This is a genomic window from Pseudomonas sp. NFACC02, from assembly GCF_900110765.1.
Lineage (GTDB): Bacteria > Pseudomonadota > Gammaproteobacteria > Pseudomonadales > Pseudomonadaceae > Aquipseudomonas.
In genome coordinates this window covers 1-25,366 of the sequence record NZ_FOEO01000061.1, presented here as the reverse complement: position 1 = coordinate 25,366, position 25,366 = coordinate 1, and the positions used below count along the sequence as shown (strand labels likewise).

Annotated in this window: 25 protein-coding genes; 19 read left to right on the top strand and 6 right to left on the bottom strand. The window is 60.5% G+C overall.

Features of this window, described 5'->3' with window-relative positions; genetic code table 11:
* Positions 1 to 453: 453 nt before the first annotated feature.
* From BMY73_RS26330 to rpmE, 3 genes are all read right to left on the bottom strand, one after another.
* The gene (locus tag BMY73_RS26330) at positions 454 to 1,722 is read right to left on the bottom strand and encodes a malic enzyme-like NAD(P)-binding protein (protein WP_062379237.1); all 1,269 of its coding nucleotides are present in this window, start codon (positions 1,720 to 1,722) and stop codon (positions 454 to 456) included.
* A gap of 180 nt (positions 1,723 to 1,902) precedes the next feature.
* The gene (locus tag BMY73_RS26325; protein WP_092410791.1) at positions 1,903 to 2,613 is read right to left on the bottom strand and encodes a thermonuclease family protein; all 711 of its coding nucleotides are present in this window, start codon (positions 2,611 to 2,613) and stop codon (positions 1,903 to 1,905) included.
* A 116-nt stretch (positions 2,614 to 2,729) separates the two neighbouring features.
* Entirely contained in the window at positions 2,730 to 2,951 is a 222-nt protein-coding gene (rpmE, locus tag BMY73_RS26320; RefSeq protein ID WP_062379238.1) for a 50S ribosomal protein L31, read from the bottom strand.
* 168 nt (positions 2,952 to 3,119) lie between these two features.
* Here rpmE and BMY73_RS26315 point away from each other — a divergent pair, with 168 nt between their 5' ends.
* From BMY73_RS26315 to BMY73_RS26270, 10 genes are all read left to right on the top strand, one after another.
* Positions 3,120 to 5,339 carry a primosomal protein N' gene (locus BMY73_RS26315; RefSeq protein WP_092410789.1) on the top strand — a complete coding sequence of 740 codons (2,220 nt, stop codon included), beginning with the start codon at positions 3,120 to 3,122 and terminating at the stop codon, positions 5,337 to 5,339.
* Positions 5,340 to 5,624: 285 nt separating this feature from the next.
* Positions 5,625 to 7,361, top strand: coding sequence for an arginine--tRNA ligase (argS, locus tag BMY73_RS26310; protein WP_092410787.1), 1,737 nt, complete (start codon positions 5,625 to 5,627; stop codon positions 7,359 to 7,361).
* Position 7,362: 1 nt separating this feature from the next.
* Positions 7,363 to 8,055 carry an SPOR domain-containing protein gene (locus BMY73_RS26305; protein WP_062379243.1) on the top strand — a complete coding sequence of 231 codons (693 nt, stop codon included), beginning with the start codon at positions 7,363 to 7,365 and terminating at the stop codon, positions 8,053 to 8,055.
* Positions 8,056 to 8,333: 278 nt separating this feature from the next.
* Positions 8,334 to 8,864: an ATP-dependent protease subunit HslV gene (gene hslV / locus BMY73_RS26300; RefSeq protein ID WP_037016051.1), complete on the top strand. Its 531-nt coding sequence runs from the start codon at positions 8,334 to 8,336 to the stop codon at positions 8,862 to 8,864.
* Between the two features lie 68 nt (positions 8,865 to 8,932).
* Positions 8,933 to 10,270 carry an HslU--HslV peptidase ATPase subunit gene (gene hslU, locus BMY73_RS26295; protein WP_062379678.1) on the top strand — a complete coding sequence of 446 codons (1,338 nt, stop codon included), beginning with the start codon at positions 8,933 to 8,935 and terminating at the stop codon, positions 10,268 to 10,270.
* A 173-nt stretch (positions 10,271 to 10,443) separates the two neighbouring features.
* A complete protein-coding gene (locus tag BMY73_RS26290; protein ID WP_062379680.1) occupies positions 10,444 to 10,821 on the top strand; it encodes a gamma-butyrobetaine hydroxylase family protein in 378 nt (125 codons plus the stop codon).
* A 351-nt stretch (positions 10,822 to 11,172) separates the two neighbouring features.
* Positions 11,173 to 12,852 carry a class II poly(R)-hydroxyalkanoic acid synthase gene (gene phaC, locus BMY73_RS26285; protein WP_092410785.1) on the top strand — a complete coding sequence of 560 codons (1,680 nt, stop codon included), beginning with the start codon at positions 11,173 to 11,175 and terminating at the stop codon, positions 12,850 to 12,852.
* A 271-nt stretch (positions 12,853 to 13,123) separates the two neighbouring features.
* Positions 13,124 to 13,978, top strand: a complete 855-nt coding sequence (phaZ, locus tag BMY73_RS26280; RefSeq protein ID WP_092410783.1) for a poly(3-hydroxyalkanoate) depolymerase — start codon at positions 13,124 to 13,126, stop codon at positions 13,976 to 13,978.
* 172 nt (positions 13,979 to 14,150) lie between these two features.
* Positions 14,151 to 15,833 carry a class II poly(R)-hydroxyalkanoic acid synthase gene (phaC, locus tag BMY73_RS26275; RefSeq protein WP_092410781.1) on the top strand — a complete coding sequence of 561 codons (1,683 nt, stop codon included), beginning with the start codon at positions 14,151 to 14,153 and terminating at the stop codon, positions 15,831 to 15,833.
* 155 nt (positions 15,834 to 15,988) lie between these two features.
* On the top strand, positions 15,989 to 16,603 hold the full coding sequence (locus BMY73_RS26270; RefSeq protein ID WP_092410779.1) for a TetR/AcrR family transcriptional regulator: 615 nt from the start codon (positions 15,989 to 15,991) through the stop codon (positions 16,601 to 16,603).
* A 98-nt stretch (positions 16,604 to 16,701) separates the two neighbouring features.
* Here the strand turns inward: BMY73_RS26270 and BMY73_RS26265 are convergent, their stop codons facing one another.
* The 3 genes from BMY73_RS26265 to BMY73_RS26255 all read right to left on the bottom strand — a co-directional run bounded on the left by BMY73_RS26265 (position 16,702) and on the right by BMY73_RS26255 (position 18,548).
* Positions 16,702 to 17,565 (bottom strand): phasin family protein, encoded by an 864-nt coding sequence (locus tag BMY73_RS26265; RefSeq protein ID WP_092410777.1) that lies wholly within the window; start codon positions 17,563 to 17,565, stop codon positions 16,702 to 16,704.
* A 10-nt stretch (positions 17,566 to 17,575) separates the two neighbouring features.
* Complete coding sequence (locus tag BMY73_RS26260; RefSeq protein WP_062379256.1) at positions 17,576 to 18,013, bottom strand: phasin family protein; 438 nt, start codon at positions 18,011 to 18,013, stop codon at positions 17,576 to 17,578.
* A gap of 256 nt (positions 18,014 to 18,269) precedes the next feature.
* On the bottom strand, positions 18,270 to 18,548 hold the full coding sequence (locus BMY73_RS26255; RefSeq protein WP_062379258.1) for a polyhydroxyalkanoic acid system family protein: 279 nt from the start codon (positions 18,546 to 18,548) through the stop codon (positions 18,270 to 18,272).
* A gap of 141 nt (positions 18,549 to 18,689) precedes the next feature.
* Here BMY73_RS26255 and ubiE point away from each other — a divergent pair, with 141 nt between their 5' ends.
* The 9 genes from ubiE to BMY73_RS26210 are packed head-to-tail and all read left to right on the top strand — an operon-like array spanning position 18,690 to position 24,832.
* Positions 18,690 to 19,460 (top strand): bifunctional demethylmenaquinone methyltransferase/2-methoxy-6-polyprenyl-1,4-benzoquinol methylase UbiE, encoded by a 771-nt coding sequence (gene ubiE / locus BMY73_RS26250; protein ID WP_062379682.1) that lies wholly within the window; start codon positions 18,690 to 18,692, stop codon positions 19,458 to 19,460.
* Entirely contained in the window at positions 19,460 to 20,083 is a 624-nt protein-coding gene (locus tag BMY73_RS26245; RefSeq protein WP_092410775.1) for a ubiquinone biosynthesis accessory factor UbiJ, read from the top strand. Before ubiE ends, BMY73_RS26245 begins: the two co-directional genes overlap by 1 nt.
* On the top strand, positions 20,080 to 21,699 hold the full coding sequence (gene ubiB / locus BMY73_RS26240; protein ID WP_092410773.1) for a ubiquinone biosynthesis regulatory protein kinase UbiB: 1,620 nt from the start codon (positions 20,080 to 20,082) through the stop codon (positions 21,697 to 21,699). Before BMY73_RS26245 ends, ubiB begins: the two co-directional genes overlap by 4 nt.
* A gap of 56 nt (positions 21,700 to 21,755) precedes the next feature.
* Complete coding sequence (gene hisI, locus BMY73_RS26235; RefSeq protein ID WP_092410771.1) at positions 21,756 to 22,148, top strand: phosphoribosyl-AMP cyclohydrolase; 393 nt, start codon at positions 21,756 to 21,758, stop codon at positions 22,146 to 22,148.
* A gap of 2 nt (positions 22,149 to 22,150) precedes the next feature.
* On the top strand, positions 22,151 to 22,483 hold the full coding sequence (locus BMY73_RS26230; RefSeq protein WP_062379266.1) for a phosphoribosyl-ATP diphosphatase: 333 nt from the start codon (positions 22,151 to 22,153) through the stop codon (positions 22,481 to 22,483).
* A gap of 43 nt (positions 22,484 to 22,526) precedes the next feature.
* Complete coding sequence (locus BMY73_RS26225; protein ID WP_062379267.1) at positions 22,527 to 22,799, top strand: twin-arginine translocase TatA/TatE family subunit; 273 nt, start codon at positions 22,527 to 22,529, stop codon at positions 22,797 to 22,799.
* A gap of 10 nt (positions 22,800 to 22,809) precedes the next feature.
* Complete coding sequence (gene tatB, locus BMY73_RS26220) at positions 22,810 to 23,337, top strand: Sec-independent protein translocase protein TatB (protein ID WP_062379269.1); 528 nt, start codon at positions 22,810 to 22,812, stop codon at positions 23,335 to 23,337.
* Positions 23,334 to 24,128 carry a twin-arginine translocase subunit TatC gene (gene tatC / locus BMY73_RS26215; RefSeq protein WP_062379271.1) on the top strand — a complete coding sequence of 265 codons (795 nt, stop codon included), beginning with the start codon at positions 23,334 to 23,336 and terminating at the stop codon, positions 24,126 to 24,128. The genes tatB and tatC overlap by 4 nt, the downstream gene beginning before the upstream one ends.
* Positions 24,125 to 24,832 (top strand): 16S rRNA (uracil(1498)-N(3))-methyltransferase, encoded by a 708-nt coding sequence (locus BMY73_RS26210; RefSeq protein WP_092410769.1) that lies wholly within the window; start codon positions 24,125 to 24,127, stop codon positions 24,830 to 24,832. The genes tatC and BMY73_RS26210 overlap by 4 nt, the downstream gene beginning before the upstream one ends.
* The last annotated feature ends 534 nt before the right edge of the window (positions 24,833 to 25,366 follow it).

Sequence of the window (25,366 nt, the reverse complement as noted above, 5' to 3'; positions counted from 1 at the left end):
ACTCCGCCAAGCGTCAACGAACTCAACGGCAGCCCCGCACCGGGCAGCCCGTTGCCCGCCGACGAGTCAGCGCCGATCGATTTGTTCTGATCCGTACAGGAGCCAGGCCGCGCCCTAACACTATCTCTGCTTCGGACGGTATCGATATTCAAGACGGCCCGCGGCTTTTGATTCTGGCCGCAGGCCGTAGCAACTGTCTTCCTCACATCACATGTGCAACCTACTCGGAGGCTTCTGTCCGCAAGGCGTAGGAGCGTGGCTTGTCCCGCGATCTGGCGCGAAGCGGCAGCAAAGTCAGGCGACCCGGTTATGCCTGACACTCCGCATGCACCGGTTTTGCTGCCGGTTCCCGGCAGATCGCGGGACAAGCCACGCTCCTACAGTCGAAGCCAAACTCAAGACCCACAAAAAAGCCCTGCATCTGTGCAGGGCTTTTTGTTTGTCGCTCAGCTATCAGCCGTTAAACACTTCATCCACGCTGTTCAGCGGGTAATGTTTCGGGTACGGCAGGGTGGCTACGCCGCTCTCGATGGCCGCCTTGGCCACCGCGTCGGAGATCAGGCCCAGCAGGCGCGCGTCCATGGGTTTCGGGATGATGTACTCACGACCGAACTCCAGCGCGATGCCGCCGTAGGCGTCGCAGACTTCCTGGGGAACCGGCAATTTGGCCAGCTCCCGCAGGGCGTTGGCGGCGGCGATCTTCATCTGTTCGTTGATACGCTTGGCGCGAACGTCCAGCGCACCCCGGAAGATGAACGGGAAACCCAGCACGTTGTTGACCTGATTCGGGTAGTCCGAACGGCCAGTCGCCATGATCACGTCGTCGCGAGTGGCGTGAGCCAGTTCCGGGGAGATCTCCGGATCGGGGTTCGAGCACGCGAATACGATCGGGTTGGCAGCCATGGACTTCAGGCCTTCAGCGCTCAGCAGGTTAGGACCCGACAGACCCACGAACACATCAGCGCCTTGCAGCGCATCCGCCAGGGTGCGCTTGTCGGTCGCGTGAGCGAATTGCGCCTTGTACTGATTCAGGTCGGAACGGTCGGAATGAACCACGCCGTTACGGTCGACCATGAAGATGTTTTCGATCGTGGCACCCATGCTCACCAGCAACTTCATGCAGGAGATGGCCGCAGCACCAGCGCCCAGGCAGACGATCTTCGCCTCCGCCAGGGTTTTGCCAGCGATTTCCAGCGCGTTGATCATGCCGGCTGCGGTCACGATCGCGGTACCGTGCTGGTCATCATGAAAAACAGGAATGTCGCACTGTTCGATCAGCGCCTTTTCGATCTCGAAGCACTCAGGTGCCTTGATATCTTCCAGGTTGATGCCGCCAAAGGTGATGGAGATGCGCTTGACGGTGTCGATGAAGGCTTGCGGGCTTTCGGAGTCGACTTCGATGTCGAACACGTCGATGCCGGCAAAGCGCTTGAACAGTACACCTTTACCTTCCATTACTGGCTTGGAAGCCAATGGACCGAGGTTGCCCAGGCCAAGGATCGCGGTGCCATCGGAGATGACGGCGACCAGATTGCCCTTGCCGGTGTATTTGTAAGCAAGTTCGGGATCGCGTGCGATTTCACGCACCGGCTCGGCGACGCCCGGGCTGTACGCCAGTGACAGATCGCGAGCTGTCGCGGTGGCTTTGGTGAGTTCGACGCTCAGTTTTCCTGGACGAGGATTGGCATGATAGTCGAGAGCGGCAGTTTTCAGATCTGACATGTGGGCATTCCGCTTTTTTGCTGTTGGACAGACGGACCGACGAGCATACGCAAGTCAGAAAGTCCTAACAAGACTGGCGAGTCACCTGTGTCAAGGGGCCGCATCTACGACTTTCAGCGTAGAACCGCGGAATACAAGGCTTTCAGCGGGGACAATGCACAGCAAAAATTGTCTACAATTTTATTGATTGATTGTATTCAACATCGCCGGATGAGTAATCGGCATCATCCACCGCGACTGACCTGTTTTCAGTCCGCCGCGCCGAGACCGATCGACAATCCAGCCCCGCGCCTCGATCCGCTGACCTTTAAGGCGTAAAAGCGCGGCGCTGTCGAATTGCCTCACCAGATCCGGGGCAACACGCAGGACCAAGGCATCCGAGAACTCAATCCAGATGCCTCCGCCATTACGTTGCACGTTTGTCACCTGTCCGGACACCACCGCAAACCCGCCGGCACTGATCTGATCCGGAGACTGCACGGGCGAGTTGCGCCACACGCCGAGTCCCGTCTGACGGGCCTTCCTTTCTGCCGTCTGCTGGCAATCGACCAGCGCGACATTGGGCGATACCGCGACCTGATACCCGAGCCCTTCGGCCAGCAATTGCGCTTCCAGATTGGCACCGTTGCGGCCATAGACATTAGCCAGGGTGCGTCCGTAATGATCAGTGGCCTGTTCACCGACACGCAAACTGACCTGACCGCCACTGTCATCGACCAGGGTTTGCAGCCGACGCTTGGCCGCTTCAGCGAAAGGCTGGGCAGACTGACCTTTTTTGCCAGTTTCTGGCGCGTTGAGGCCGATCATGCGCACGCTGCGTCCATCACTCAGGCGCAGCGTGTCGCCGTCGACCACGCGCTGGACCTGTGCCACGGGCAAGGAATCCGGCATCGGGCAAAGCGCCTGCGCTGCGGAGAGCCAAACTGCGGACACAAAAAAGGCGCCCGCGAGGGACGCCTTCTTGAGCAGCCTGGAGTAGCTCGGGGAGCGATCCAGAACGACCACTCTTACTTCGCTTTGGTTGCGCCGAACGCACCGAAACGCGACTTGAACTTGTCGACGCGGCCGCCAACGTCCAGAGTCTTTTGCTTACCGGTGTAGAACGGGTGGCACTCGTTGCACACGTCCAGGCTCAGCGGCTTGGCCAGGTTCGAACGGGTGTGGATGACGTTGCCGCAGCTGCAGGTCGCAACGACGTCTTCGTAAACTGGATGGATATCAGCTTTCATCGGTATTTCCTCAGGCTAGCGTGCCGCCACCCAACACTATTGTTGAATACCGCACGGAATTAGGCCGCGCATATTAACAGAGCGTGCAAATGACGCAAGGGAACGTTAATGCCGGTCGTCTGCTAAGATCGCGCCCTTGGTCATACTCCGTAACAGGAAATCCTCCGCGTGCCCGACGCCATTCTGCGCCTCGCCCTGCCCTCGCCCTTGCGTCGCCTGTTCGATTACCGCGTTCCCGACGGCGTCGCGCGCAGTGCTCTGCAGCCTGGCATGCGCCTGAGGGTTCCGTTTGGCCGCCGGGAAATGATCGGGATTCTCGTGGAGGTCGCCGACCACAGCGAAGTACCCGCTGACAAATTGAAACCTGCGATCGCGCTTCTGGATCAGGAAGCGCCGCTGCCGCCCGCCCTCTTCAAACTCTGCCTGTGGACCGCTCAGTATTATCAGCACAGCCTGGGCGACACCTTGAGCTGGGCGCTGCCCGTGTTGCTACGTCAGGGCGAACCGGCCGAGGCGCGACAGGAGCGCTTCTGGCAGGTTGCCGAAGGCGCCAGCATCGATGACTCGCGCATCGCCCGAGCGCCCAAACAGAAAGAAGCCCTGCGAACGCTGGCGCAACATCCTCACGGTGTGCCTCACACCTTGTTGAGCAAGCTGATGCTGAACCGGGACAGCCTGAACCTGTTGCTGGCCAAGGAGCTGGTAACGGTCGAAGTGCGCGGCCATGCCCCCGTTGCGCGCCACCAGCACTGGCTGGCGCAGCCGGAACTGGCGCTGAACACCGAGCAGCGCGCGGCCTATGAGGCCATACGCTCAGGCTTCGGAAGCTTCCACGCCTCGCTGCTGGCCGGCGTGACCGGCAGCGGCAAGACCGAGGTCTACCTGCAACTGATCCGCGAGACGCTGGAAGCCGGGAAACAGGCGCTGGTGTTGATCCCCGAAATCAATCTTGGCCCGCAAACACTCGCCCGTTTCGAGCAACGATTCAACGCGCGGATCGCCCTGCTGCACTCGGCCGTGAACGATCGCGATCGCCTGGATGCCTGGCTGGCGGCGCGTGATGGCGAAGCCGATATCATTATTGGAACCCGTTCCGCGCTGTTCACGCCGATGAAAAACCCCGGTCTGATCATCATCGACGAAGAACACGACGGCTCTTATAAACAGCAAGAAGGCCTGCGGTATCACGCCCGCGACCTGGCACTGGTGCGGGCGCGACAGGAAGACATCCCGATTGTGCTGGGTTCCGCCACGCCTTCGCTGGAAAGCTTGCACAACGCCTACACCGGCCGTTACGCCCTCCTGCGGTTGAATCAGCGCGCCGGCGGCGCGCAACAGCCCCGCTTCCTGCGGCTGGACGTGAAAAGCCGGCCGCTGGACAGCGGCATTTCCGGCCCCATGCAACAAGCGATCGGCCAGACACTCGCGGCAGGCCAGCAGGTGCTGGTCTTCCTCAACCGGCGAGGCTTTGCGCCGACATTGCTGTGCCACGATTGCGGATGGTTGTCGGAGTGCAACCGTTGCGATGCACGAATGACCGTTCATCAGCGTTCAGGCGAGTTGCGCTGCCACCATTGCGGCCACGTCGAACGCGTGCCCCGCAACTGTCCAGCCTGCGGCAAAGTCGATCTGCGGCCCGTCGGCGCGGGGACCGAGCGCGCCGAAGAGCGGCTGGCGATTCTGTTCCCCGACTATCCGGTGCTGCGCGTCGACCGCGACAGCACCTCTCGCAAGGACGCGATGAATCAGTTGTTCGCGACCATTCAAAAAGGCCATCCGTGCATTCTGGTCGGCACGCAGATGCTTGCCAAAGGGCATCACTTCCCGCGCGTGACGCTGGTGTCGATTCTGGACGCCGACGGCGGCTTGTTCTCCGGCGACTTCCGGGCCAGCGAGCGGATGGCGCAGTTGATCGTCCAGGTGGCGGGTCGGGCCGGACGCGCGGAAGAGCCGGGAAAAGTGATCATTCAGACGCACCTGGCCGAACATCCTCTGTTGATTCAGCTCACCGAGCAGGGCTATTTCGCCTTCGCCGAGCAAGCCTTGAGTGAGCGACGCGCCGCTGGATTACCACCGTTTTCACACCTGGCGTTGCTGCGCGCCGAAGCGCACAAACCGGGTCAGGCTGAGGGATTTCTCGACGACGCCTGTACGGAGGCCGAGCACCTGTTGAAGGAAATGGCGTTGGGCGGCATTGAACTGTTGGGCCCGGTTCCGGCTCCCATGGAACGCCGCGCCGGTCGATACCGCGCGCAATTGCTGGTCCAGGCCAACGCCCGCGCACCGCTGCACAAATTGCTAGCCCTGTGGATGCTGGCGTTGGAAAACATGCCGAGCGGACGACAGGTCAGGTGGTCGCTGGACGTCGATCCGGTGGATCTTTATTAAGGGTGCAACCCAACCTGTAGGAGCGTGGCTTGTCCCGCGATAGGCTGCGTAGCAGTCGTCAACCTTCGCACCTCGGTTCATTCTGACGGACCGCATCCACAGGGTTTGCTGCCGCTGCGCGCCAGATCGCGGGACAAGCCACGCTTCTACAGGTGATTACGGTCGCGACCAAAATCACAACCGCGCATCCATCGCGGTTGGCAAGGTGGCTCCGGCAACGGATAATGCCCCGTTTTTCCACCCGCGCATCGAGCGCTGCCGCGCTTGCGGTCGAAAGAGAGCACCATGAAAGACACCATTCGCCAGCTGATCCAACAAGCTCTGAGCCAACTCGTCACCGAAGGCGTCTTGCCGGAAGGGCTGACGCCGGCGATTCAGGTGGAAAACGCCAAAGACAAGAAAAACGGCGATTTCGCCAGCAACATCGCCATGATGCTGGCCAAACCTGCGGGCATGAAACCCCGCGACCTGGCCGAGAAAATCGTTGCCGCGTTGCCTGCCGACGAGCAGATCAGCAAGGTCGATATCGCCGGCCCGGGATTCCTCAATTTCTTCCAGAACACTCAGGCGCTGGCTTCACGCCTCGACGCCGCACTGGCCGATGCCACATTGTCGGTCCGCAAGAACGGTCCCGCGCAGCGCGTCGTGGTCGATTTGTCGGCGCCGAACCTGGCCAAAGAGATGCACGTCGGCCACCTGCGCTCGACCATCATTGGCGACAGCGTGGCCAGCGTGCTCGAATTTCTGGGCGACACCGTCATCCGCCAGAACCACGTCGGCGACTGGGGCACTCAGTTCGGCATGCTGCTGGCCTACCTGCAGGAAACCCCGGCCACCAGTGACGAGCTGTCCGATCTGGAAAACTTCTATCGCGCCGCCAAGGGTCGCTTCGACGAATCGGAGGAGTTCGCCGAGCGTGCGCGTGGTCTGGTGGTCAAGCTGCAAGCAGGCGACCCGGAGTGCCTGAAGCTGTGGACCCGCTTCAAAGACATCTCGCTGTCGCACTGCCAGGAAGTCTACGAACGCCTGAACGTCAAACTGACGCCGAAAGACGTGATGGGCGAAAGCGCCTACAACGACGACCTGCCCAATGTCGTCGCCGACCTGAAGAAAGCCGGGTTGCTGGTCGAGAGCAATGGCGCTCAATGTGTATTCCTCGAAGAATTCAAGACTGCAGAAGGCACACCGCTGCCCGTGATCGTGCAAAAGGCCGGCGGCGGTTATCTGTACGCAACCACTGACCTGGCGGCCGTGCGCTACCGCAGCAATGTCCTGAAAGCCGACCGCGCTCTGTACTTCGTCGATCAGCGTCAGGCCCTGCACTTCCAGCAAGTGTTTGAGGTCGCCCGTCGCGCAGGCTTCGTCACCAACGGCATGCAGATGGAGCACATGGGCTTTGGCACCATGAACGGCGCCGACGGCCGTCCGTTCAAGACCCGCGATGGCGGCACCGTCAAGCTGGTCGACCTGCTGGACGAAGCCGAAGAACGCGCCTACGTGCTGGTGAAAGAGAAAAACCCTGAGGTTGCCGAAGACGAACTGCGCACCATCGCCAAGGCGGTGGGCATTAGTGCGGTCAAATACGCCGACTTGTCGAAGCATCGCGCCAGCGATTACAGCTTCAACTTCGATCAGATGTTGAGCTTCGAAGGCAACACCGCGCCTTACCTGCTGTACGCCTACACCCGTGTCTCCGGCGTGTTCCGCAAGCTGGGCGAGGCCTTCGACGAAACCAAAGGCCAGATCATTCTCGAAGCACCGCACGAGCAGGATCTGGCGGCGCGTCTGGCGCAGTTCGGCGAAACCGTGAACAACGTCGCCGAGAAAGGCACCCCGCACGTGCTGTGCGCCTACCTGTACGATCTGGCCGGTCTGTTCTCGAGCTTCTACGAGAACTGCCCGATCCTGAACGCGGAAAACCCCGAGCAACAGCAAAGCCGTCTGCGCCTCGCGCACCTGACCGGCCGCACTCTCAAGCAAGGCCTGCAATTGCTGGGTCTGGAAACTCTGGAGCGTATGTAAGTTGGCAGTCAAAAAGAAACCTGCTCCCAAGCGCGGCGCCAGCCGGTATGAGGCCCCCGCAAAGAAGCCGATTCCGGGATGGCTGTGGCTGGCGATCGGCCTTTCCGTTGGAGCCTTCATCGTTTTCCTGATGAAACTGGAGCCCGGCAGCGGCGACGACATCAAGCGGAACAAGGCTGACGCCAAGGCCGCGAAGATCGCCGAGGCGAACAAGACGCCGCCGAGCCCGACCGCGCCGGTCAAGCCGAAGTACGATTTCTATACCTTGCTGCCGGAGTCGGAAGTCATCGTGCCAAACGAAGCGGTGCCCGAGAAGACACCGCCGCCCGTGGTCGCGCCCACGACACCGGTTACGCCTGAGCAGGCAGCGAAAATCGATACCGCTCGCGCTCAGGCCGCGCTCAGTGGCCTGACACCTCCACCGGCACCACCGGTCACCAAGCCCGCGCCTGTGACGACGTTCTTCCTGCAAGCGGGCTCCTTCCGCAAGCAGGCAGACGCCGACAAGGTGCGTGCACAGATCATTCTGCTAGGCCAGGCTGCGACGGTTGAGTCGGGCACGGTCAAGGATGAAACCTGGTACCGCGTGCTGGTAGGGCCGTTCAGCAACCGCGAACAGTTGACGACCGCGCAGAAACAGCTGGCCGGTGGCGGGTTCAGTAACCTTTTGTTGCAACAGCGCCAGAGCCGTTAAGAACCTTCTCCTACCTGTAGGAGCGAGGCTTGTCCCGCGATCGTCGACGTAGTCGTCGTGAAATCTGTGGATGCGGTGTGTCAGAAATGACAGCGTCGTCCGATTTTACGACTGCTTCGCAGCCGATCGCGGGACAAGCCACGCTCCTACATTGGTATGCGGCGTCTGCCCTCATCAACAGCTGCCATTCATCCCCTCCGGCAGTTGAAATACCCGCCCCCACCCCCATATGAGTTTCCATCAGGGCATTTTCGCCCCGCAGCGTGGAGACTCTCCCCTTGACCACCATCGTTTCAGTGCGCCGCCAAGGCAAAGTCGTCATGGCGGGTGACGGCCAGGTTTCCCTCGGCAACACCGTCATGAAAGGCAACGCCAAAAAAGTCCGCCGTCTTTATCACGGTCAGGTCATCGCCGGTTTCGCAGGCGCCACTGCCGACGCCTTCACCCTGTTCGAACGCTTCGAAGCTCAGCTGGAAAAACACCAGGGCCACCTCGTCCGCGCAGCCGTCGAGCTGGCGAAAGACTGGCGGACCGACCGTTCCCTGAGCCGTCTGGAGGCCATGCTGGCCGTTGCCAACAAAGATGCCTCGCTGATCATCACCGGCAACGGCGACGTCGTAGAGCCCGAGGATGGCCTGATTGCCATGGGTTCCGGCGGTGCTTTCGCCCAGGCCGCCGCGCGCGCCCTGCTGTTGAAAACCGAACTGTCGGCGCGTGAAATCGCCGAGACCGCCTTGCACATCGCCGGCGACATCTGCGTGTTCACCAACCACAACATCACCATTGAGGAGCAGGACCTCGCCGAATGAGTCCTGCCACGGGCCGCAATTCACCGCGGCCCGTTGAACTCATCCACGACCGAGGACCGTTGAAAACCATGTCCATGACTCCCCGTGAAATCGTCCACGAACTCAATCGCCATATCATCGGCCAGGACGATGCCAAGCGCGCCGTCGCCATTGCGCTGCGCAACCGCTGGCGCCGGATGCAGCTGCCGGAAGAGCTGCGCGTCGAAGTCACCCCGAAGAACATTCTGATGATCGGCCCGACCGGTGTCGGTAAAACCGAGATCGCCCGTCGCCTGGCCAAGCTCGCCAACGCGCCCTTCATCAAGGTCGAAGCCACCAAATTCACCGAAGTCGGTTATGTGGGCCGTGACGTCGAATCGATCATTCGTGATCTGGCCGACGCCGCCATGAAACTGTTGCGCGAACAGGAAATGACTAAGGTACGTCATCGCGCCGAAGACGCTGCCGAAGACCGTATTCTCGACGCCCTGCTGCCACCGGCACGCGTAGGCTTCAACGAAGATGCGTCGTCGAGCAGTGACTCCAACACGCGTCAGCTGTTCCGCAAGCGCCTGCGCGAAGGCCAACTGGATGACAAGGAAATCGAAATCGAAGTCGCTGAAATGAGCGGCGTCGATATCTCCGCGCCACCCGGCATGGAAGAGATGACCAACCAGTTGCAAAGCCTGTTCGCCAATATGGGCAAGGGCAAAAAGAAGAGCCGCAAGCTGAAGGTCAAGGACGCGCTCAAGATGGTCCGCGACGAAGAGGCGAGCCGTTTGGTCAATGACGAGGAGCTCAAGGGCAAGGCACTGGAAGCCGTCGAGCAACACGGCATCGTGTTCATCGACGAGATCGACAAGGTTGCCAAGCGTGGTAACGTCGGTGGCGCCGATGTGTCTCGCGAAGGTGTACAGCGCGACCTGCTGCCTCTGATCGAAGGCTGCACCGTTAACACCAAGCTGGGCATGGTCAAGACCGATCACATCCTGTTCATCGCCTCCGGCGCGTTCCACCTGAGCAAGCCGAGCGATCTGGTGCCTGAACTGCAGGGTCGTCTGCCGATCCGTGTCGAACTCAAGGCGCTGAGTCCGCAGGACTTCGAACGCATCCTGAGCGAGCCACACGCGTCCCTGACCGAGCAATACCGCGAGTTGCTGAAAACGGAAGGCCTGAATATCGAATTCATGCCCGAAGGTATCAAGCGTCTGGCGGAAATCGCCTGGCAGGTCAACGAAAAGACCGAGAACATCGGGGCCCGTCGCCTGCACACCTTGCTGGAGCGCCTGCTGGAAGAAGTGTCTTTCAGCGCGGGTGACTTGGCGACCTCGCAGGACGCCGGAACGATCCAGATCGACGCCGACTACGTCAACAGCCATCTGGGCGAGCTGGCGGAAGACGAAGATTTGTCGCGCTATATTCTCTAATCGCAACCCACCGCGAGGTCCGTCCAGCCGCTACTATTCGGCTGGACACAGATCTCCTGTAGAAGCCGGCTTGCTGGCGAATGCTGCAGATCAGTCGCCTACGATGTCGGCTGTGCTATGGCGCTCGCCAGCACGCTGGCTCCTACAACGTCCTGCGCAAGGCGCGAATGCCCATGACCCGCATCCCCACTGCCATCCAGCTTCACAAAGCCTCGAAAATTCTCAGCCTGAAATATGGGCCGGATGAGGAATACCATCTGCCCGCCGAATTCCTGCGGGTGCATTCGCCTTCCGCCGAGGTGCAGGGGCATGGCAATCCGATTCTGCAATTCGGCAAACTGGGCGTCGGCCTGACGAAGATAGAGCCCGCCGGCCAGTACGCACTAAAACTGACCTTCGACGACGGTCATGACAGCGGACTGTTCACCTGGGAGTACCTCGAACAACTGGCGCAACGCCAGACACAGTTATGGGACGACTATCTGGCCGAGCTGAAAGCAGCAGGCAAATCCCGCGACCCTTCCGAGCAGGTCATTCGACTGATGCTTTGACCCGCGGCTCTAGTCCGCGCCTTGACGACCGACTGGCATTTTAGGACGCACTTTCTAATTCCATTTGCTTCAATGTTCCGCGCAGCGGTCAATGACTGACCCTGCTTGCGATTTTTTGAAATCTCGCGTAACCAATGATTCTGGCAAGCCATCTGCATCGGAGAATTTGCAGAAGCCTGTCGGTGTTGTTCGTAGCCGTCGCTTGCAGCACCCCTAAAAACTCGGTGCCTTGCGTAAACGTTCACACCGGTTGTGTTAATCATCGGTCACCCGAGAGCAGTACTGGCGTTTGCCCGTGGTGTGTTTTCACAGGGATACCAGTGCTCGTCTCAGGACAATGGAGCGTCGTAGATGAGTAACAAGAGTAATGATGATCTGCCGCGTCAAGCCTCTGAACACACCTTGGGGTTGAACCCTGTCGTAGGCCTGAGGCGCAAGGATTTGCTCACCACGGCACGCAGGGTACTGACTCAGGCCATCAAACAGCCCTTCCACAGCGCCAAGCACGTGGCCCACTTTGGGCTCGAACTCAAAAACGTCATGCTCGGCAAATCCACACTGGCACCCGACAGTGACGACCGTCGCTTTGCCGACCCGGCCTGGAGCCAGAACCCGCTCTATCGCCGTTACTTGCAAACCTACCTCGCCTGGCGAAAGGAGCTGCACGACTGGATCGACGACAGCAGCCTGTCCGATCAAGACATCAGCCGCGGTCACTTCGTGATCACCCTGATGACCGAAGCGATGTCACCCACCAATGGCGCGGCCAATCCGGCAGCGGTCAAACGCTTTTTCGAAACCGGCGGCAAGAGCATCCTCGATGGCTTGTCGCATCTGGCGAAAGACCTGGTGAACAACGGCGGCATGCCAAGCCAGGTCAACATGGACGCATTCGAAGTTGGCAAAAACCTGGGGACCACCGAAGGCGCGGTGGTGTTTCGCAACGACGTCCTGGAGCTGATCCAGTACAAGCCCATCACCGAGCAGGTGTTTGAACGCCCGCTGTTGGTGGTCCCGCCGCAGATCAACAAATTCTACGTGTTTGACCTGAGCCCGGAAAAAAGCCTGGCCCGCTTCTGCCTGCGCAACCACGTGCAGACGTTCATCATCAGTTGGCGCAACCCGACCAAGGCGCAGCGCGAGTGGGGTCTGTCGACCTATATCGACGCCGTGAAAGAAGCCGTGGACGTGGTCTGCAAGATCACCGGCAGCAAAGACGTGAACATGCTGGGCGCCTGTTCCGGCGGCATCACCTGCACCGCGCTGCTGGGGCACTATGCAGCGCTGGGCGAGCAGAAGGTCAATGCACTGACCCTGCTGGTGAGCGTGCTCGACACCACACTGGACACGCAGGTCGCGCTGTTCGTCGACGAGCAGACGCTGGAGTCGGCCAAGCGACACTCGTACCAGGCGGGCGTGCTGGAAGGCAAAGACATGGCGAAGGTGTTCGCCTGGATGCGCCCCAACGACCTGATCTGGAACTACTGGGTGAACAACTACCTGCTGGGCAACGAGCCGCCGGTGTTCGACATCCTGTTCTGGAACAACGACACCACCCGTCTGCCCGCCGCGTTTCATGGTGACTTGATCGAGATGTTCAAGAACAATCCGCTGGTTCGCCCCAACGCGCTGGAGGTGTGCGGCACACCGATCGATTTGAAGCAGGTCAAAAGCGACATCTTCTGTCTGGCCGGCACCAACGACCACATCACTCCGTGGGTGTCGTGCTACAAGTCGGCCAGGTTGTTTGGCGGCAAGACCGAGTTCGTGCTGTCCAACAGCGGGCATATCCAGAGCATCCTGAACCCGCCGGGCAATCCGAAGGCGCGGTTCATGACCAATCCGGAAATGCCGGACGACGCCAACCGCTGGCAGGAAGACGCGACCAAGCACACCGATTCCTGGTGGCCGTACTGGCACGCCTGGCAGGCCGAACGCTCCGGCAAACTGAAAAAGTCCCCCGCTACACTGGGCAACAAGGCGTATCCGGCGGGAGAGGCTTCGCCGGGGACGTATGTTCACGAGCGGTAGCGTGTCACTGTAGGCGCGTGGATTGTCCAGCGATGGATACGCCTGTGGGAGCGAGCTTGCTCGCGAAGGGGGCCGGCCAGGCGCCAACGCTGGGGAGAATGTACCGGCCTCTTCGCGAGCAAGCTCGCTCCCACAGGATCTGCGTCTGGCATCAAGAACACAGTGCAGTAAGGAACGGCAAGCATCGAACACACAGGAACCGCCGAGGCGGTTTCAGGACCGGAAACGCGCAGGACTGCATTACCGGCGTTTAACCCACAGGGCTTCGCGCATGCCGCAACCGTTTGTATTTCGCACCATCGATCTGGATGGCCACAACATCCGCACCGCAGTGCGCCCCGGCAAGAGTCATCTCACGCCGCTACTGATTTTCAACGGCATCGGCGCCAATCTGGAGCTGGTGTTTCCCTTCGTCGACGCACTGGACCCGGACCTTGAGGTCATTGCCTTCGATGTGCCCGGTGTGGGCGGCTCTTCGACGCCCAGTCGCCCCTACCGCTTTCCCGGCCTGGCCAGACTCGCGGCGCGCATGCTCGATTATCTGGACTATGGTCAGGTCAATGCGATTGGCGTGTCCTGGGGCGGCGCGCTGGCTCAGCAGTTCGCTCATGACTATCCCGAGCGCTGCAAAAAGCTCGTGCTGGCCGCCACTGCGGCGGGCGCCGTGATGGTCCCGGGCAAGCCGAGAGTGTTGTGGTTGATGGCGAGCCCGCGGCGCTATATCCAGCCGTCTCACGTGATTCGCATCGCGCCGGAAATCTACGGTGGCGCTTTCCGCCGCGACCCGCACCTGGCCGCCAACCACGCGGCCAAGGTCCGTTCGTCCGGAAAGCTGGGTTATTACTGGCAGTTGTTCGCGGGCATGGGCTGGACGAGCATTCACTGGCTGCACAAGATTCGACAGCCCACGCTGGTACTGGCCGGGGATGATGATCCGTTGATTCCGTTGATCAATATGCGACTGCTGGCCTGGCGCATACCCAATGCCCAGCTACACATAATCGACGACGGTCATTTGTTTTTGATTACGCGGGCTGAAGCTGTCGCGCCAATCATCATGAAGTTTCTTCAGCAGGAACGGCAACGCGCCGTCATGCACCCCCAACCCGCCCCCATCGTGCGATAACCCCAGAGGATTTGCCGATACCGGCAGGAGCAGGTGTTTCACAACAGGAAAAATCGCTTCATTGACTGCACTGTCAGCGGGATTGCCGAGGTGCAGAGTGGCGCGGGTAACGGATCCTGGCGTTGCCCGCGCAGGCGTACGTGTTGATGGTCTGACGAAGGAGTGTTGATCCATGCGAGACAAACCGGCGAAGAGTGCTTATCCAACGCCAGCGACCTACATCAACGCGCAGAGTGCGATCACCGGTCTGCGCGGCAGGGACCTGTTCTCGACCTTGCGCAGCGTGGCGCTGCAAGGCCTCAAACACCCGGTTTACACAGCGCGTCACGCGCTGGCGCTCGGTGGTCAGCTGGGGCGTGTCATGCTGGGCGACACGCCCTATCAGCCTCACCCGAACGACACGCGCTTCATTGACCCGACCTGGACCCACAACCCCCTCTATCGGCGCGGCTTGCAGGCCTATTTAAGCTGGCAGCACCAAGTGCGCCACTGGATCGACGACAGTGGCCTGTCCGAAGACGATCGCTCTCGCGCGCAGTTCATCTTTGCACTGCTCAACGATGCGCTGGCGCCGACCAACAGCCTGCTTAATCCCCTGGCCGTCAAAGAGCTGTTCAATTCCGGCGGCACCAGTGTGGTGAAAGGCTTGAGCCACATGCTCGACGACTTCATGCACAACAACGGCCTGCCCAGCCAGACCACGAAAGATGCGTTCGAGATCGGCCGCACGCTGGCGGTAACGCCCGGCGCGGTGGTCTTTCGCAACGAACTGCTGGAGCTGATTCAATACAAGCCGATGAGCGAAAAGCAGTACGCGCGCCCGCTGCTGATCGTGCCGCCGCAAATCAACAAGTTCTACATTTTCGACCTGAGCCCGACCAACAGCTTTGTCCAGTACGCGCTGAAAAACGGCTTGCAGACCTTCATCATCAGTTGGCGAAATCCGGATGTGCGCCATCGCGAATGGGGGTTGTCCAGTTACGTTGAGGCCGCGGAAGAAGCGATGAACGTGTGCCGCGCGATCACCGGGGCGCGCGAGGTCAACCTGATGGGCGCCTGCGCGGGCGGTCTGACGATTGCTGCGCTGCAGGGCCATTTGCAGGCCAAACGGCAGATGCGTCGGGTGTCGAGCGCGACGTATCTGGTGAGTCTTCTGGACAGTCAGATCGAGAGCCCGGCGACGTTGTTCATTGATGAGCAGACGCTGGAAGCGGCCAAGCGCCGCTCTTATCAGCGCGGCGTGCTGGACGGTCGCGACCTGGCCAAGGTGTTCGCCTGGATGCGCCCCAACGATTTGATCTGGGCTTATTGGGTCAACAATTACCTGCTGGGCAAGGCGCCGCCACCCTTCGACATCCTCTACTGGAACAATGACAGCACTCGCCTGCCCGCTGCGTTGCATGGCGACCTGCTGGACTTCTTCAAGCACAACCCGTTGACTCATCCGGGCGGCCTGGAAGTCTGCGGCACGCCGATCGACCTGCAGAAGGTCACCGTAGACAGCTTCAGTGTCGCGGGCATCAACGACCACATCACGCCATGGGATGTGGTCTATCGCTCGACGTTGCTGCTGGGTGGGGAGCGCCGCTTTCTGCTTTCCAACAGCGGGCATGTCCAAAGCATTCTCAACCCACCGGGCCACCCGAAGGCCAATTTTGTCGAGAACAACAAGCTGAGCAGCGATCCGCGCGCCTGGTATTACGACGCCCAACGCACCGAAGGCAGTTGGTGGCCAACATGGCTGAGCTGGATTCAGGAGCGTTCAGGCGCTCAGCGCGAAACCCTGACCGCGCTGGGCAACCAGAATTACCCGCCGATGGAGGCCGCGCCAGGGACGTACGTGCGGGTCCGTTGAACATCTGTAATACCTGTAGGAGCGCGCTTGCCCGCGATCAGGGAGTGTCAGGCGCCAACGATTTGCCGGAACTGACGCAATCGCGGGCAAGCGCGCTCCTACAGTTCTTCGCCTTGCTCGACAAATCAGCTTATGCACCGAACTAAGAAGACTGGATGAAGACCCGCGACCGCATACTCGAATGCGCCCTGCTGCTGTTCAATCAACAGGGCGAACCCAACGTCTCGACACTGGAAATTGCCAACGAGCTGGAAATCAGTCCGGGCAACCTCTACTACCACTTTCATGGCAAGGAGCCGTTGGTGATGGAGCTGTTCGAGCGCTTTCAGCATGAGCTGGCGCCACTGCTCGATCCACCCGTCGACGCACGTCTGGATGCCGAGGATTACTGGCTGTTCCTGCACCTGATCGTCGAACGTCTGTCGCACTATCGGTTTCTGTTCCAGGACCTTTCCAACCTCGCCAGCCGTCTGCCGAAGCTGGCGCGCGGCATCCGTAGTCTGCTCAATTCAATCAAGCGCACACTGGCGTCGTTGCTGGCTCGCCTGAAAGCCGAAGGCCAGGTCACCAGCGACACCCAAGCGCTGGGGCAGTTGGTGGAGCAGATCACCCTGACCCTGCTGTTCTCCCTGGATTACCAGCGCATCCTGGATAGGGAAGGTGAAACACGCGTCGTGGTTTACCAGATCATGATGCTCGTCGCGCCGCACCTCAAACCCGGCGCACGGCATGCGGCCGAGCAGTTGGCGCGGCATTACCTGGAGGATTGAGTCGGCGGTTGCTGGAGGATGCACCTGCAGGCAAGCGCTCACCTACAAAAAACCCGACCTGCTTTCACAGATCGGGTTTTGGTGTAACCAGCCGGGAATCAGGACTGGCTGGACGGTGTCGGCGGCGTGGAAGCGGTCGACGGTGTGGCGGCCGGAGCGGTAGGCGCTGAAGCTGCCGGGGCGGCGCTGGCGGCTGGAGCTGGCGTGGCTGCGGCCGGCTTGGTAGCCGCAGGTTTTTTGGCTGCTGCAGGCTTCTTCGCGGCGGCGGGTTTCGCCGCTGGCTTGGCAGCAGGTTTCGCTGCGGCCTTCGGTGCAGGTTTGGCAGCCGGTTTCGCGGCAACCGTTTTCGCCTTGGCTGCGGTGGAGGCCGCCGCTTTGGACGCTGCAGCAACCGGTTTGGCGGCGGCTTTCGCCACGGCAGGTTTCGCCGCTGCCGTCTTCTTCGCAACGGTGCTCGCCGCTTTCGCTACAGGCTTGGCGGCCGCTTTAGCCAGAGGCTTGGCGGTGGTCTTGGCTGCAGGTTTGGCCGCTGCGGTTTTCGAGATGGGCGTGACCGATGCACCGGTCAGCTTCTCGATTTGCCGGGTCAGAAGATCGACCTTGCTATGCAGCGCTTTGACTTCGTTGCGGCTGGGAACACCCAAGCGGGAAATCGCGCTGTTCAGGCGCTTGTCGAACGCCCCTTCCAGTTCGCCCCATTTGCCCAGTGCCAGGTCTTTCACGTCGCCGACGCGAGACTTGGTGGAAGCTTTGGCGGTGTCGACTGTCTTGCCCACGGTCGCCTTGGTTTCCTTCTCGGCCTTTTCGCCGTCTTTCACCAGCGTTTCGAAAAGCTTACTGCCGTCATTGCTGATCTTCGAGTAAGCGCCTAAACCAGCCAGCCAGATTTGACGGGAGTATTTTTCAACCTCGCCAATCCAGGAGCTGCCTTCTTTTTTTTCAGTTTTCTTCTTGCCAGCCATCCTGCTCTCCTTATTGTTTACGCGCGACACGTTCGAGCAATGCCGTCAGCTCATCGAGCTTAGCAGAGAGTGTCTCGACATCATGTTTAGACGGAATGCCGATGCGATTCAAGGCGCTGGCCACGCGGCGGTCAAACGCACTTTCGATTTTGTCGAGCTGCACTTCCACACGGCCTTTGACCTTGGTGATTTCGCCCTTGAACTCGCCCTTGGCCGAATCGATTTCGCTGTTGGCCGCCTCGACCTTTTCATCAATGACTTTCTTGGCTTTTTTCTCGGTCTGCTCGCCCGTCCTGATCAGCTCTTTGACGTATTCGGCACCTTCCTGTCCGGCCTTTACATAAGCGCCGAGGCCGGCGAGCCAGATCTTGCGCGCATAGAGACGAACCTCGGAAACGGCCTTGGTTTCTTCGGCTTCGATTTTCTTCTTCAAGGTAACTTTGACCATGTCGCACCTCACGCTCGAAAGGGATAGGAGGAACCGCCCGCGGGAAGTTGGGGGCATGGGCACAAAGTAGAGAGAAAAATTAGAAAGCTCACCCTAGGTTGGGGTCGGGTGATGTAGGAGCGTGGCTTGTCCAGCGATCGGCTGCGAAGCAGTCGTAGATGCGGCCAAGCCGTTGCTCCAGGATTACCGCAAACTCAGGTTTACGACGACTTCGTCGCCGATCGCGGGACAAGCCACGCTCCTACAGGGTAATGCGTTACGCCGTCAACGCTTTGTCCAGCTGTCGCTCGACTTCGGACTGGATGGTGCTGCTCATGGCCGAGAGGAAGAAATTCAACTCGATGTTGACCCGCACCAGCGCGTCCTCGACCTCAACCGTCCCTTTTGCGCCCTTGCCTTCCAGCGACACCGTGTCGCCGTTCCAGGTGTGCTCGATGCCATATTTGTCGCCCAGTTTTTCAGCGAGCAGCTCGGCCTTCTCGCGGGCTTTGTCCTTACCCAGTGCATGCGGGCGTTCTACGGTAATTCGCGCCATTGACGGGCTCCTTCATCGAGGTAAATCGTCGGCGCACTATACCAGCGGCGCCCAACGAAGAAACTGTTGACGGTGAGCCTTGTCAAGACAAAGCCAGCCCCGACGATTAGAATGGCGGCACTTTATTCCGGTGACAGCGATATGAACGATCCGCGCAAAGGCAGCGATGCCGAACCCACCACCCACTTCGGTTACAAAACCGTAGCGGAAAGCCAGAAGGCCGAGAAAGTCGCCGAGGTTTTCCACTCCGTTGCAGCCAAGTACGACCTGATGAACGACGTGCTGTCCGGTGGCATGCACCGCCTGTGGAAGCGCTTCACCATCGAGCTTTCAGGCGTGCGCACCGGCAACCGCGTGCTGGACATCGCGGGCGGCACGGGCGACCTGGCGAAGAAGTTCTCCCACCTGGTCGGTCCGACCGGCGAAGTCGTGCTGGCCGACATCAACGCCTCGATGCTCAAGGTCGGTCGTGACCGCCTGCTCGATCGCGGCGTGGCAGGCAATATCAAGTTCGTCCAGGCCGACGCTGAAAAGCTGCCGTTCCCGGACAACTACTTCGACTGCGTGACCATCGCCTTCGGTCTGCGCAACGTCACCCACAAGGAAGACGCCATCCGCTCCATGTTGCGCGTGCTAAAGCCCGGCGGTCGTTTGCTGGTGCTCGAATTTTCCAAGCCGACCAACAAGGTGATGTCCAAGGTCTACGACGCTTACTCGTTCGCGTTCATGCCGCTGGCCGGCAAATTGATCACCAACGACTCGGAAAGCTACCGCTATCTGGCCGAGTCGATCCGCATGCATCCGGATCAGGAAACCCTGAAGTCGATGATGGTACACGCCGGTTTCGACCGCGTGACTTACCACAACATGACCTCCGGCATCGTTGCCCTGCACCGTGGCATCAAGCCCTGATGTTGATCAGCGGCTTGCTCGCCGGCGTCGAGCACGGCATCAATCGCGTGCTGCAGATGGACAGCACCGCCCTGCCACGCCTTGACCGGCTCAGTGGCAAGGTGATTGCGGTCGAGTGCAGCCACCCTGCGTTTCATCTGTACATCCTCCCCAGTGACGAAGGCCTGATGTTGGCGGCGAACTGGGAAGGCGGTGCCGATGTGACCCTGCGCGCCCCCGCCGCGAGCCTGATGCGTCTGGCGTTGAACAAGGACAAGACCGCAGTGCTGCACAGCCCTGAGGTCGAGCTGGATGGCGAGAGCGCCGTGCTGCTGGAGCTGACCGGCGTGCTGCAGGACCTCGATCTGGACTGGGAATACGAGCTGCAACGCTGGCTGGGGCCCGTCGCGACGACGTTGATCGGCGGCCATCTGCGCAATAGCGCACGCTGGACCGGTGACAGCCTCTCCAGCCTGCGCCTGAACCTGGCCGACTACCTGGCCGAAGAGTCCCGCACCCTGGTCGGCAAACGCGAGGCAGAAGCCCGCTTTGCCGAACTGGATCAGACCAAACAAGACCTGGAACGCCTCGAAGCCCGCTTCGAGCGTCTGGCCCAATCCCTCAAATCCAGCGATAACGCATGAGCCTGCTTGCCGTCCGCCGCCTGTTTCGCATCCAGCGTGTCGTAATCCGTTACCGCCTCGATGACCTGCTGTTTGCCCTGCCGCTGCCTTGGTGGCTGCTGGCCGTACGCTTCGTGCTGCCGTGGCGCTGGATTCCGCGACGCAAGAATGAGCTGACACGCGGCGCACGATTGCGCCTGGCGTTGCAGGACCTGGGGCCGATCTTCATCAAGTTCGGCCAGTTGCTGTCTACTCGACGCGACCTCCTGCCCGAGGACATCGCCGACGAGCTGATGCTGTTGCAGGACCGGGTACCACCGTTCGAATCCGAGAAGGCCGTTGCGCTGATCGAGTCTCAGCTCGGCGCGAAGATCAGCCAGGTGTTCGCCCGCTTCGACGTCGCGCCGCTGGCATCCGCTTCGGTGGCACAGGTTCACGCCGCGCAACTTAAAACCGGCGAAGAAGTGGTGGTCAAAGTGGTGCGTCCTGGCTTGAAGCCGATCATCGGATCGGATCTGGCCTGGTTGTTCATTCTTGCCAGAATCGCCGAACGGCTCTCCGCCGACGCCCGCCTGCTGCACCCGGTGGACGTGGTCGCCGACTACGAAAAGACTATCTACGACGAACTCGACCTGTTGCGCGAGGCGGCGAACTCCAGCCAGCTGCGCCGTAACTTCGAAGGTTCGCCGATGCTCTATGTCCCGCAGGTGTACTGGGACTGGTGCCGGCCAAAAGTGCTGGTGATGGAGCGCATCTACGGGGTTCAGGTCACTGATCTGGCGACCCTGGCCGATCAGCGCACCGACATGAAGAAACTCGCTGAACGGGGCGTGGAGCTGTTCTTCACCCAGGTGTTCCGCGACAGTTTTTTCCACGCCGACATGCACCCCGGCAATATCTTCGTCAGCACCGTTGCGCCATGGGATCCGCAGTACATCGCCATCGACTGCGGCATCGTGGGCAGTCTGACACCGGAAGATCAGGATTACCTGGCGCGCAACCTGTTCGCCTTCTTCAAGCGCGATTATCGCCGCGTCGCGCAGTTGCACATCGACTCGGGCTGGGTGCCGGCGGAAACCAAACTCAACGAATTCGAAGCGGCCATCCGTACCGTGTGCGAGCCGATCTTTGAAAAGCCCCTCAAGGACATTTCCTTCGGACAGGTCTTGATGCGCCTTTTCCAGACCGCGCGCCGCTTCAACATGGAAGTACAGCCGCAACTGGTGTTGCTGCAGAAGACCCTGCTCAACATCGAAGGTCTGGGCCGTCAGTTGTACCCGGAGCTGGACCTGTGGAGCACCGCCCAGCCGTTTCTGGAACGCTGGATGCGTGAACGCGTCAGCCCCAGGACGCTGATCGGCAACCTGCAATCCCAGGTCGAGCAGATTCCGCATCTGGCCAACATGACCCGCGACCTGCTGGAACGCCTGTCACAGCCACACAGATCCGATCCGCCACCGCCCTACGCGCGTAACAGAGACCATTGGGCGCTGCGCCTGATCGGCGCCGGCCTGCTGGCAGGCGGGGTTATTCTGGCCACCGCCCATACTCAATCGGGCGACGAACTGATGGCCTTGAGTGCCTGGCCCGCCTTGTTGATGCTGGTGGCCGGCCTTTATCTGGTCGTGCGCCGATAGCCATCCGCGGGCGCCGCTGGCACACTAACCCATCGATAAAGCGGCCGGAGCCGACGATGAAAGACTGGCTGGACGAGATTAAGTGGGACAGCGAGGGGTTGGTGCCTGCGATTGCGCAGGACCATAAAACCGGGCGCGTGCTGATGATGGCCTGGATGAACCGTGAGGCACTGAGCCTGACCGCAGCCGAAAACCGCGCCATCTACTGGTCGCGCTCCCGTGGCAAGCTGTGGCGCAAAGGCGAAGAATCGGGCCATGTGCAGAAACTGCACGAACTGCGTCTGGACTGCGACGCCGACGTAATCATTCTGATGGTCGAGCAGATAGGCGGCATCGCCTGCCACACCGGCCGCGAGAGCTGCTTCTACCGTGTCTATGACAACGCTGGCTGGAAAACCGTGGACCCGGTGCTCAAAGACCCTGAAGCCATTTATAAGGCAGGACACTGAACATGACTGATACCTTGTCTCGCCTTGCGCAGGTACTCGAAGAGCGCAAAGGCGCGGCTGCCGACTCCTCCTACGTCGCCAGTCTCTACCACAAGGGGCTGAACAAGATTCTGGAGAAGGTGGGCGAAGAGTCGGTCGAAACCATCATCGCCGCCAAAGATGCCGCCATCAGCGGTGACTGCAGCGATGTCATCTACGAAACCGCCGATTTGTGGTTCCATAGTCTGGTCATGCTTGCAGCACTGGGCCAGCATCCACAGGCCGTACTCGATGAGCTGGATCGCCGTTTCGGGTTGTCTGGCCACGCCGAAAAAGCGGCGCGTTCGGCGGAATAAACCGCGAGCCTGCGGGCTCTGAATTTCTTGTGAGGAACGTGACATGGGCATTTTTGACTGGAAACACTGGATCGTCATTCTTGTGGTCGTCGTGCTGGTCTTCGGCACCAAGAAACTCAAGAACCTGGGCACCGACGTCGGCGAATCGATCAAAGGCTTTCGCAAAGCCATGAACGACGACGAGAAGCCTTCCGAGCAGCCACCGGTTCAGCCGCAACCGACTGCGCAGCCAGTTCCGCCAAACCAGCCGCTGCATCAGCCGCACACCATCGATGCGCAGGCGCAGAAAGTCGAAGAGCCCATCCGCAAAGACTAGGTCGTGACGCATGTTTGGTATCAGCTTCTCTGAACTGCTGCTGGTCGGTCTCGTTGCCCTGCTGGTGCTGGGCCCCGAGCGCCTGCCGGGAGCAGCACGCACCGCCGGACTTTGGGTCGGGCGTCTGAAACGCAGCTTCAATGCGATCAAACAGGAAGTTGAGCGCGAAATCGGCGCCGATGAAATTCGCCGTCAGTTGCACAACGAGCACATTCTTTCGCTGGAAGAAGAAGCGCGCAAAATCATGCAGCCGCAGCAACCACCGGCTCCGCCTGTCGTGCCGCCGACCGCGCAAACCGAAACGTCGCCCGCCAGTGAGCCCGTCATGGGCGCAGCACCGTCCCCTGGCCCTGCCGCCGATATCGGCCCGGCCGCACCGGCAGAAACCGCGTCGGTCAGCCCACCGCCCGCTCAGGCTCACCCCGAGCCGGTGCCGCCTGCATCGACACCTGCGCCAGCACCGGTGACCACGCCGGCCACTGCGGTGCAGAGCGCACCTTCCGCTAACGATTCGTCACAGCCACCACGAGCCCCATGAGCGAAATTCCGGAAAACGACCAGCAAATGCCACTGGTCTCGCACCTCACTGAACTGCGCTCGCGCCTGCTGCGGTGTGTGCTGGCGATCTTCGTGATCTTCGGCGCGCTGTTTTACTTCACACAGAAGATCTACACCTTCGTTTCAGCGCCATTGCGTAAGTTTTTGCCGGAAGGCGCGACGATGATCGCCACCGACGTGGCCTCGCCGTTCCTGACGCCCTTCAAGCTGACCATGATGGTGGCGCTGTTCCTGGCCATGCCGGTGATCCTGTACCAGATCTGGGGCTTTATTGCGCCGGGCTTGTACAAGCATGAGAAGCGCGTGGCAGTGCCGTTGCTGATCTCCAGCATCATTCTGTTCTATGCCGGGATGGCGTTCGCCTACTTCCTGGTTTTCCCGCTGATCTTCCACTTCTTCGCCAGCGTGACCCCGGAAGGGGTGTCGATGATGACGGACATCTCCAGCTACCTGGATTTCGTCATGACGCTGTTCTTGGCCTTTGGCGTGGCCTTTGAAATTCCGGTGGCCGTCGTGTTGCTGGTGTGGATTGGCATCGTCGACGTCAAATACCTGAAGAAGATTCGTCCATACGTGGTGATTGGCTGTTTCGTGGTCGGCATGATCCTCACCCCGCCGGATATCTTCTCGCAGACGTTGCTCGCGGTGCCGATGTGGCTGCTGTTTGAAATCGGGGTGCTGTGCAGCTCGATGGTCACCAAGCGGGGCGATCACGAAGACGACGAAAAGGCAGAAGACAAGCAAGACCAGCCGCCAGCGACCCAGCCGTGAACCTGTTGCTGCTTGAAGAGGCCGATTTCATTTCGGCTGACCGCGTGGTCCTGCGTGACCGGCGCCTCAAGCACATGCAGGAGGTGCATCGTTCGCAAGTCGGTGACAGCCTGCGCGTCGGTCGCGTGGGCGGTCTGCTGGGCAGCGCAGAGTTGCTGCGGCTGGAGCCTCGCGAGGCCGAGCTGATGGTGGCCTTCGACCGCGAACCTCCCGCCAAACTGCCGCTGACGCTGATCCTCGCCCTGCCACGCCCGAAAATGCTGCGCCGGGTGTTCCAGACCGTCGCCACGATGGGCGTGCCGAAGGTCGTTCTGATCAACAGCTACCGAGTCGAAAAAAGCTTCTGGCAGACCCCGTTCCTGGAGCCAGCGGCCATTCGCGAGCAACTGATTCTGGGTCTGGAACAAGCCCGCGACAGCGTGCTGCCCGAGATCGTCATCGAGAAACGCTTCAAGCCCTTCGTCGAAGACCGTCTACCAGGCATTGTCGATGGGACACTGGGACTGGTCGGACACCCGGGCGACTTCCCTGCCTGCCCCCGTGCCGTGGAGCAGCCTGTGACGCTGGCGATCGGCCCTGAAGGCGGCTGGATTCCTTATGAGGTCGACCTGCTAAGGGCATCGGGCATGAATCCGGTGCAGTTGGGGGACCGAATATTGCGCGTCGAAACCGCCGTCACCGCCCTCCTCGCCCGGCTGTTCTGAGCCGACGCGAACCCTGTAGGAGACTTCCGAGAAGGCGGTGCGTCAGTCACCATCGAGGTTGATGGACCACCGCATTCGGCAGCAAGTTGGCTTGTATGGTGTGCATTTCCACTACTTAGGGTGGCGCTGATGGTTTGGTTTGTCCTAACGGCCAAACTGTTCCGCCTTCGGCGGGTTACTTGAAAAGACACCAAGTAACCAAGTGTCTGAACTCCTGGTTGGGCCCGACTTCGTCGGGTTCCTTCACTTCGGCGACGCTCCGTGGGCCCGCGCCGAACGGACATCCATGTCCTGACGGCGCTCTCGCGGCATCCATGCCGCTCGGCCCACTGCGCGTCGTCTGCGTTTGGCCTGCACCCAAGTCGCGTTTTGTGGTGTCTGGCCTGCTGCGGTATGAAGATCAAAAGCCAGAGCGTGCTTTGCGTTGCTGGATTCAACACCGAAATCGTTGAATAAACATAGAACCTGTGGGAGTCAGCTTGCTGACGAATGCGGTGTGCCATTCACCCTTGATGAAACTGACTTGCTCCCCCC

Excerpts from the sequence above, each read along its gene's own strand:
- BMY73_RS26330 (WP_062379237.1), bottom strand. The coding sequence starts at position 1,722 with ATGTCAGATCTGAAAACTGCCGCTCTCGACTATCATGCCAATCCTCGT.
- BMY73_RS26325 (WP_092410791.1), bottom strand. The coding sequence starts at position 2,613 with ATGCCGGATTCCTTGCCCGTGGCACAGGTCCAGCGCGTGGTCGACGGC.
- rpmE (WP_062379238.1), bottom strand. The coding sequence starts at position 2,951 with ATGAAAGCTGATATCCATCCAGTTTACGAAGACGTCGTTGCGACCTGC.
- argS (WP_092410787.1), top strand. The coding sequence starts at position 5,625 with ATGAAAGACACCATTCGCCAGCTGATCCAACAAGCTCTGAGCCAACTC.
- hslU (WP_062379678.1), top strand. The coding sequence starts at position 8,933 with ATGTCCATGACTCCCCGTGAAATCGTCCACGAACTCAATCGCCATATC.
- BMY73_RS26290 (WP_062379680.1), top strand. The coding sequence starts at position 10,444 with ATGACCCGCATCCCCACTGCCATCCAGCTTCACAAAGCCTCGAAAATT.
- phaC (WP_092410785.1), top strand. The coding sequence starts at position 11,173 with ATGAGTAACAAGAGTAATGATGATCTGCCGCGTCAAGCCTCTGAACAC.
- phaZ (WP_092410783.1), top strand. The coding sequence starts at position 13,124 with ATGCCGCAACCGTTTGTATTTCGCACCATCGATCTGGATGGCCACAAC.
- phaC (WP_092410781.1), top strand. The coding sequence starts at position 14,151 with ATGCGAGACAAACCGGCGAAGAGTGCTTATCCAACGCCAGCGACCTAC.
- BMY73_RS26270 (WP_092410779.1), top strand. The coding sequence starts at position 15,989 with ATGAAGACCCGCGACCGCATACTCGAATGCGCCCTGCTGCTGTTCAAT.
- BMY73_RS26265 (WP_092410777.1), bottom strand. The coding sequence starts at position 17,565 with ATGGCTGGCAAGAAGAAAACTGAAAAAAAAGAAGGCAGCTCCTGGATT.
- BMY73_RS26260 (WP_062379256.1), bottom strand. The coding sequence starts at position 18,013 with ATGGTCAAAGTTACCTTGAAGAAGAAAATCGAAGCCGAAGAAACCAAG.
- BMY73_RS26255 (WP_062379258.1), bottom strand. The coding sequence starts at position 18,548 with ATGGCGCGAATTACCGTAGAACGCCCGCATGCACTGGGTAAGGACAAA.
- ubiE (WP_062379682.1), top strand. The coding sequence starts at position 18,690 with ATGAACGATCCGCGCAAAGGCAGCGATGCCGAACCCACCACCCACTTC.
- BMY73_RS26245 (WP_092410775.1), top strand. The coding sequence starts at position 19,460 with ATGTTGATCAGCGGCTTGCTCGCCGGCGTCGAGCACGGCATCAATCGC.
- ubiB (WP_092410773.1), top strand. The coding sequence starts at position 20,080 with ATGAGCCTGCTTGCCGTCCGCCGCCTGTTTCGCATCCAGCGTGTCGTA.
- hisI (WP_092410771.1), top strand. The coding sequence starts at position 21,756 with ATGAAAGACTGGCTGGACGAGATTAAGTGGGACAGCGAGGGGTTGGTG.
- BMY73_RS26230 (WP_062379266.1), top strand. The coding sequence starts at position 22,151 with ATGACTGATACCTTGTCTCGCCTTGCGCAGGTACTCGAAGAGCGCAAA.
- BMY73_RS26225 (WP_062379267.1), top strand. The coding sequence starts at position 22,527 with ATGGGCATTTTTGACTGGAAACACTGGATCGTCATTCTTGTGGTCGTC.
- tatB (WP_062379269.1), top strand. The coding sequence starts at position 22,810 with ATGTTTGGTATCAGCTTCTCTGAACTGCTGCTGGTCGGTCTCGTTGCC.
- tatC (WP_062379271.1), top strand. The coding sequence starts at position 23,334 with ATGAGCGAAATTCCGGAAAACGACCAGCAAATGCCACTGGTCTCGCAC.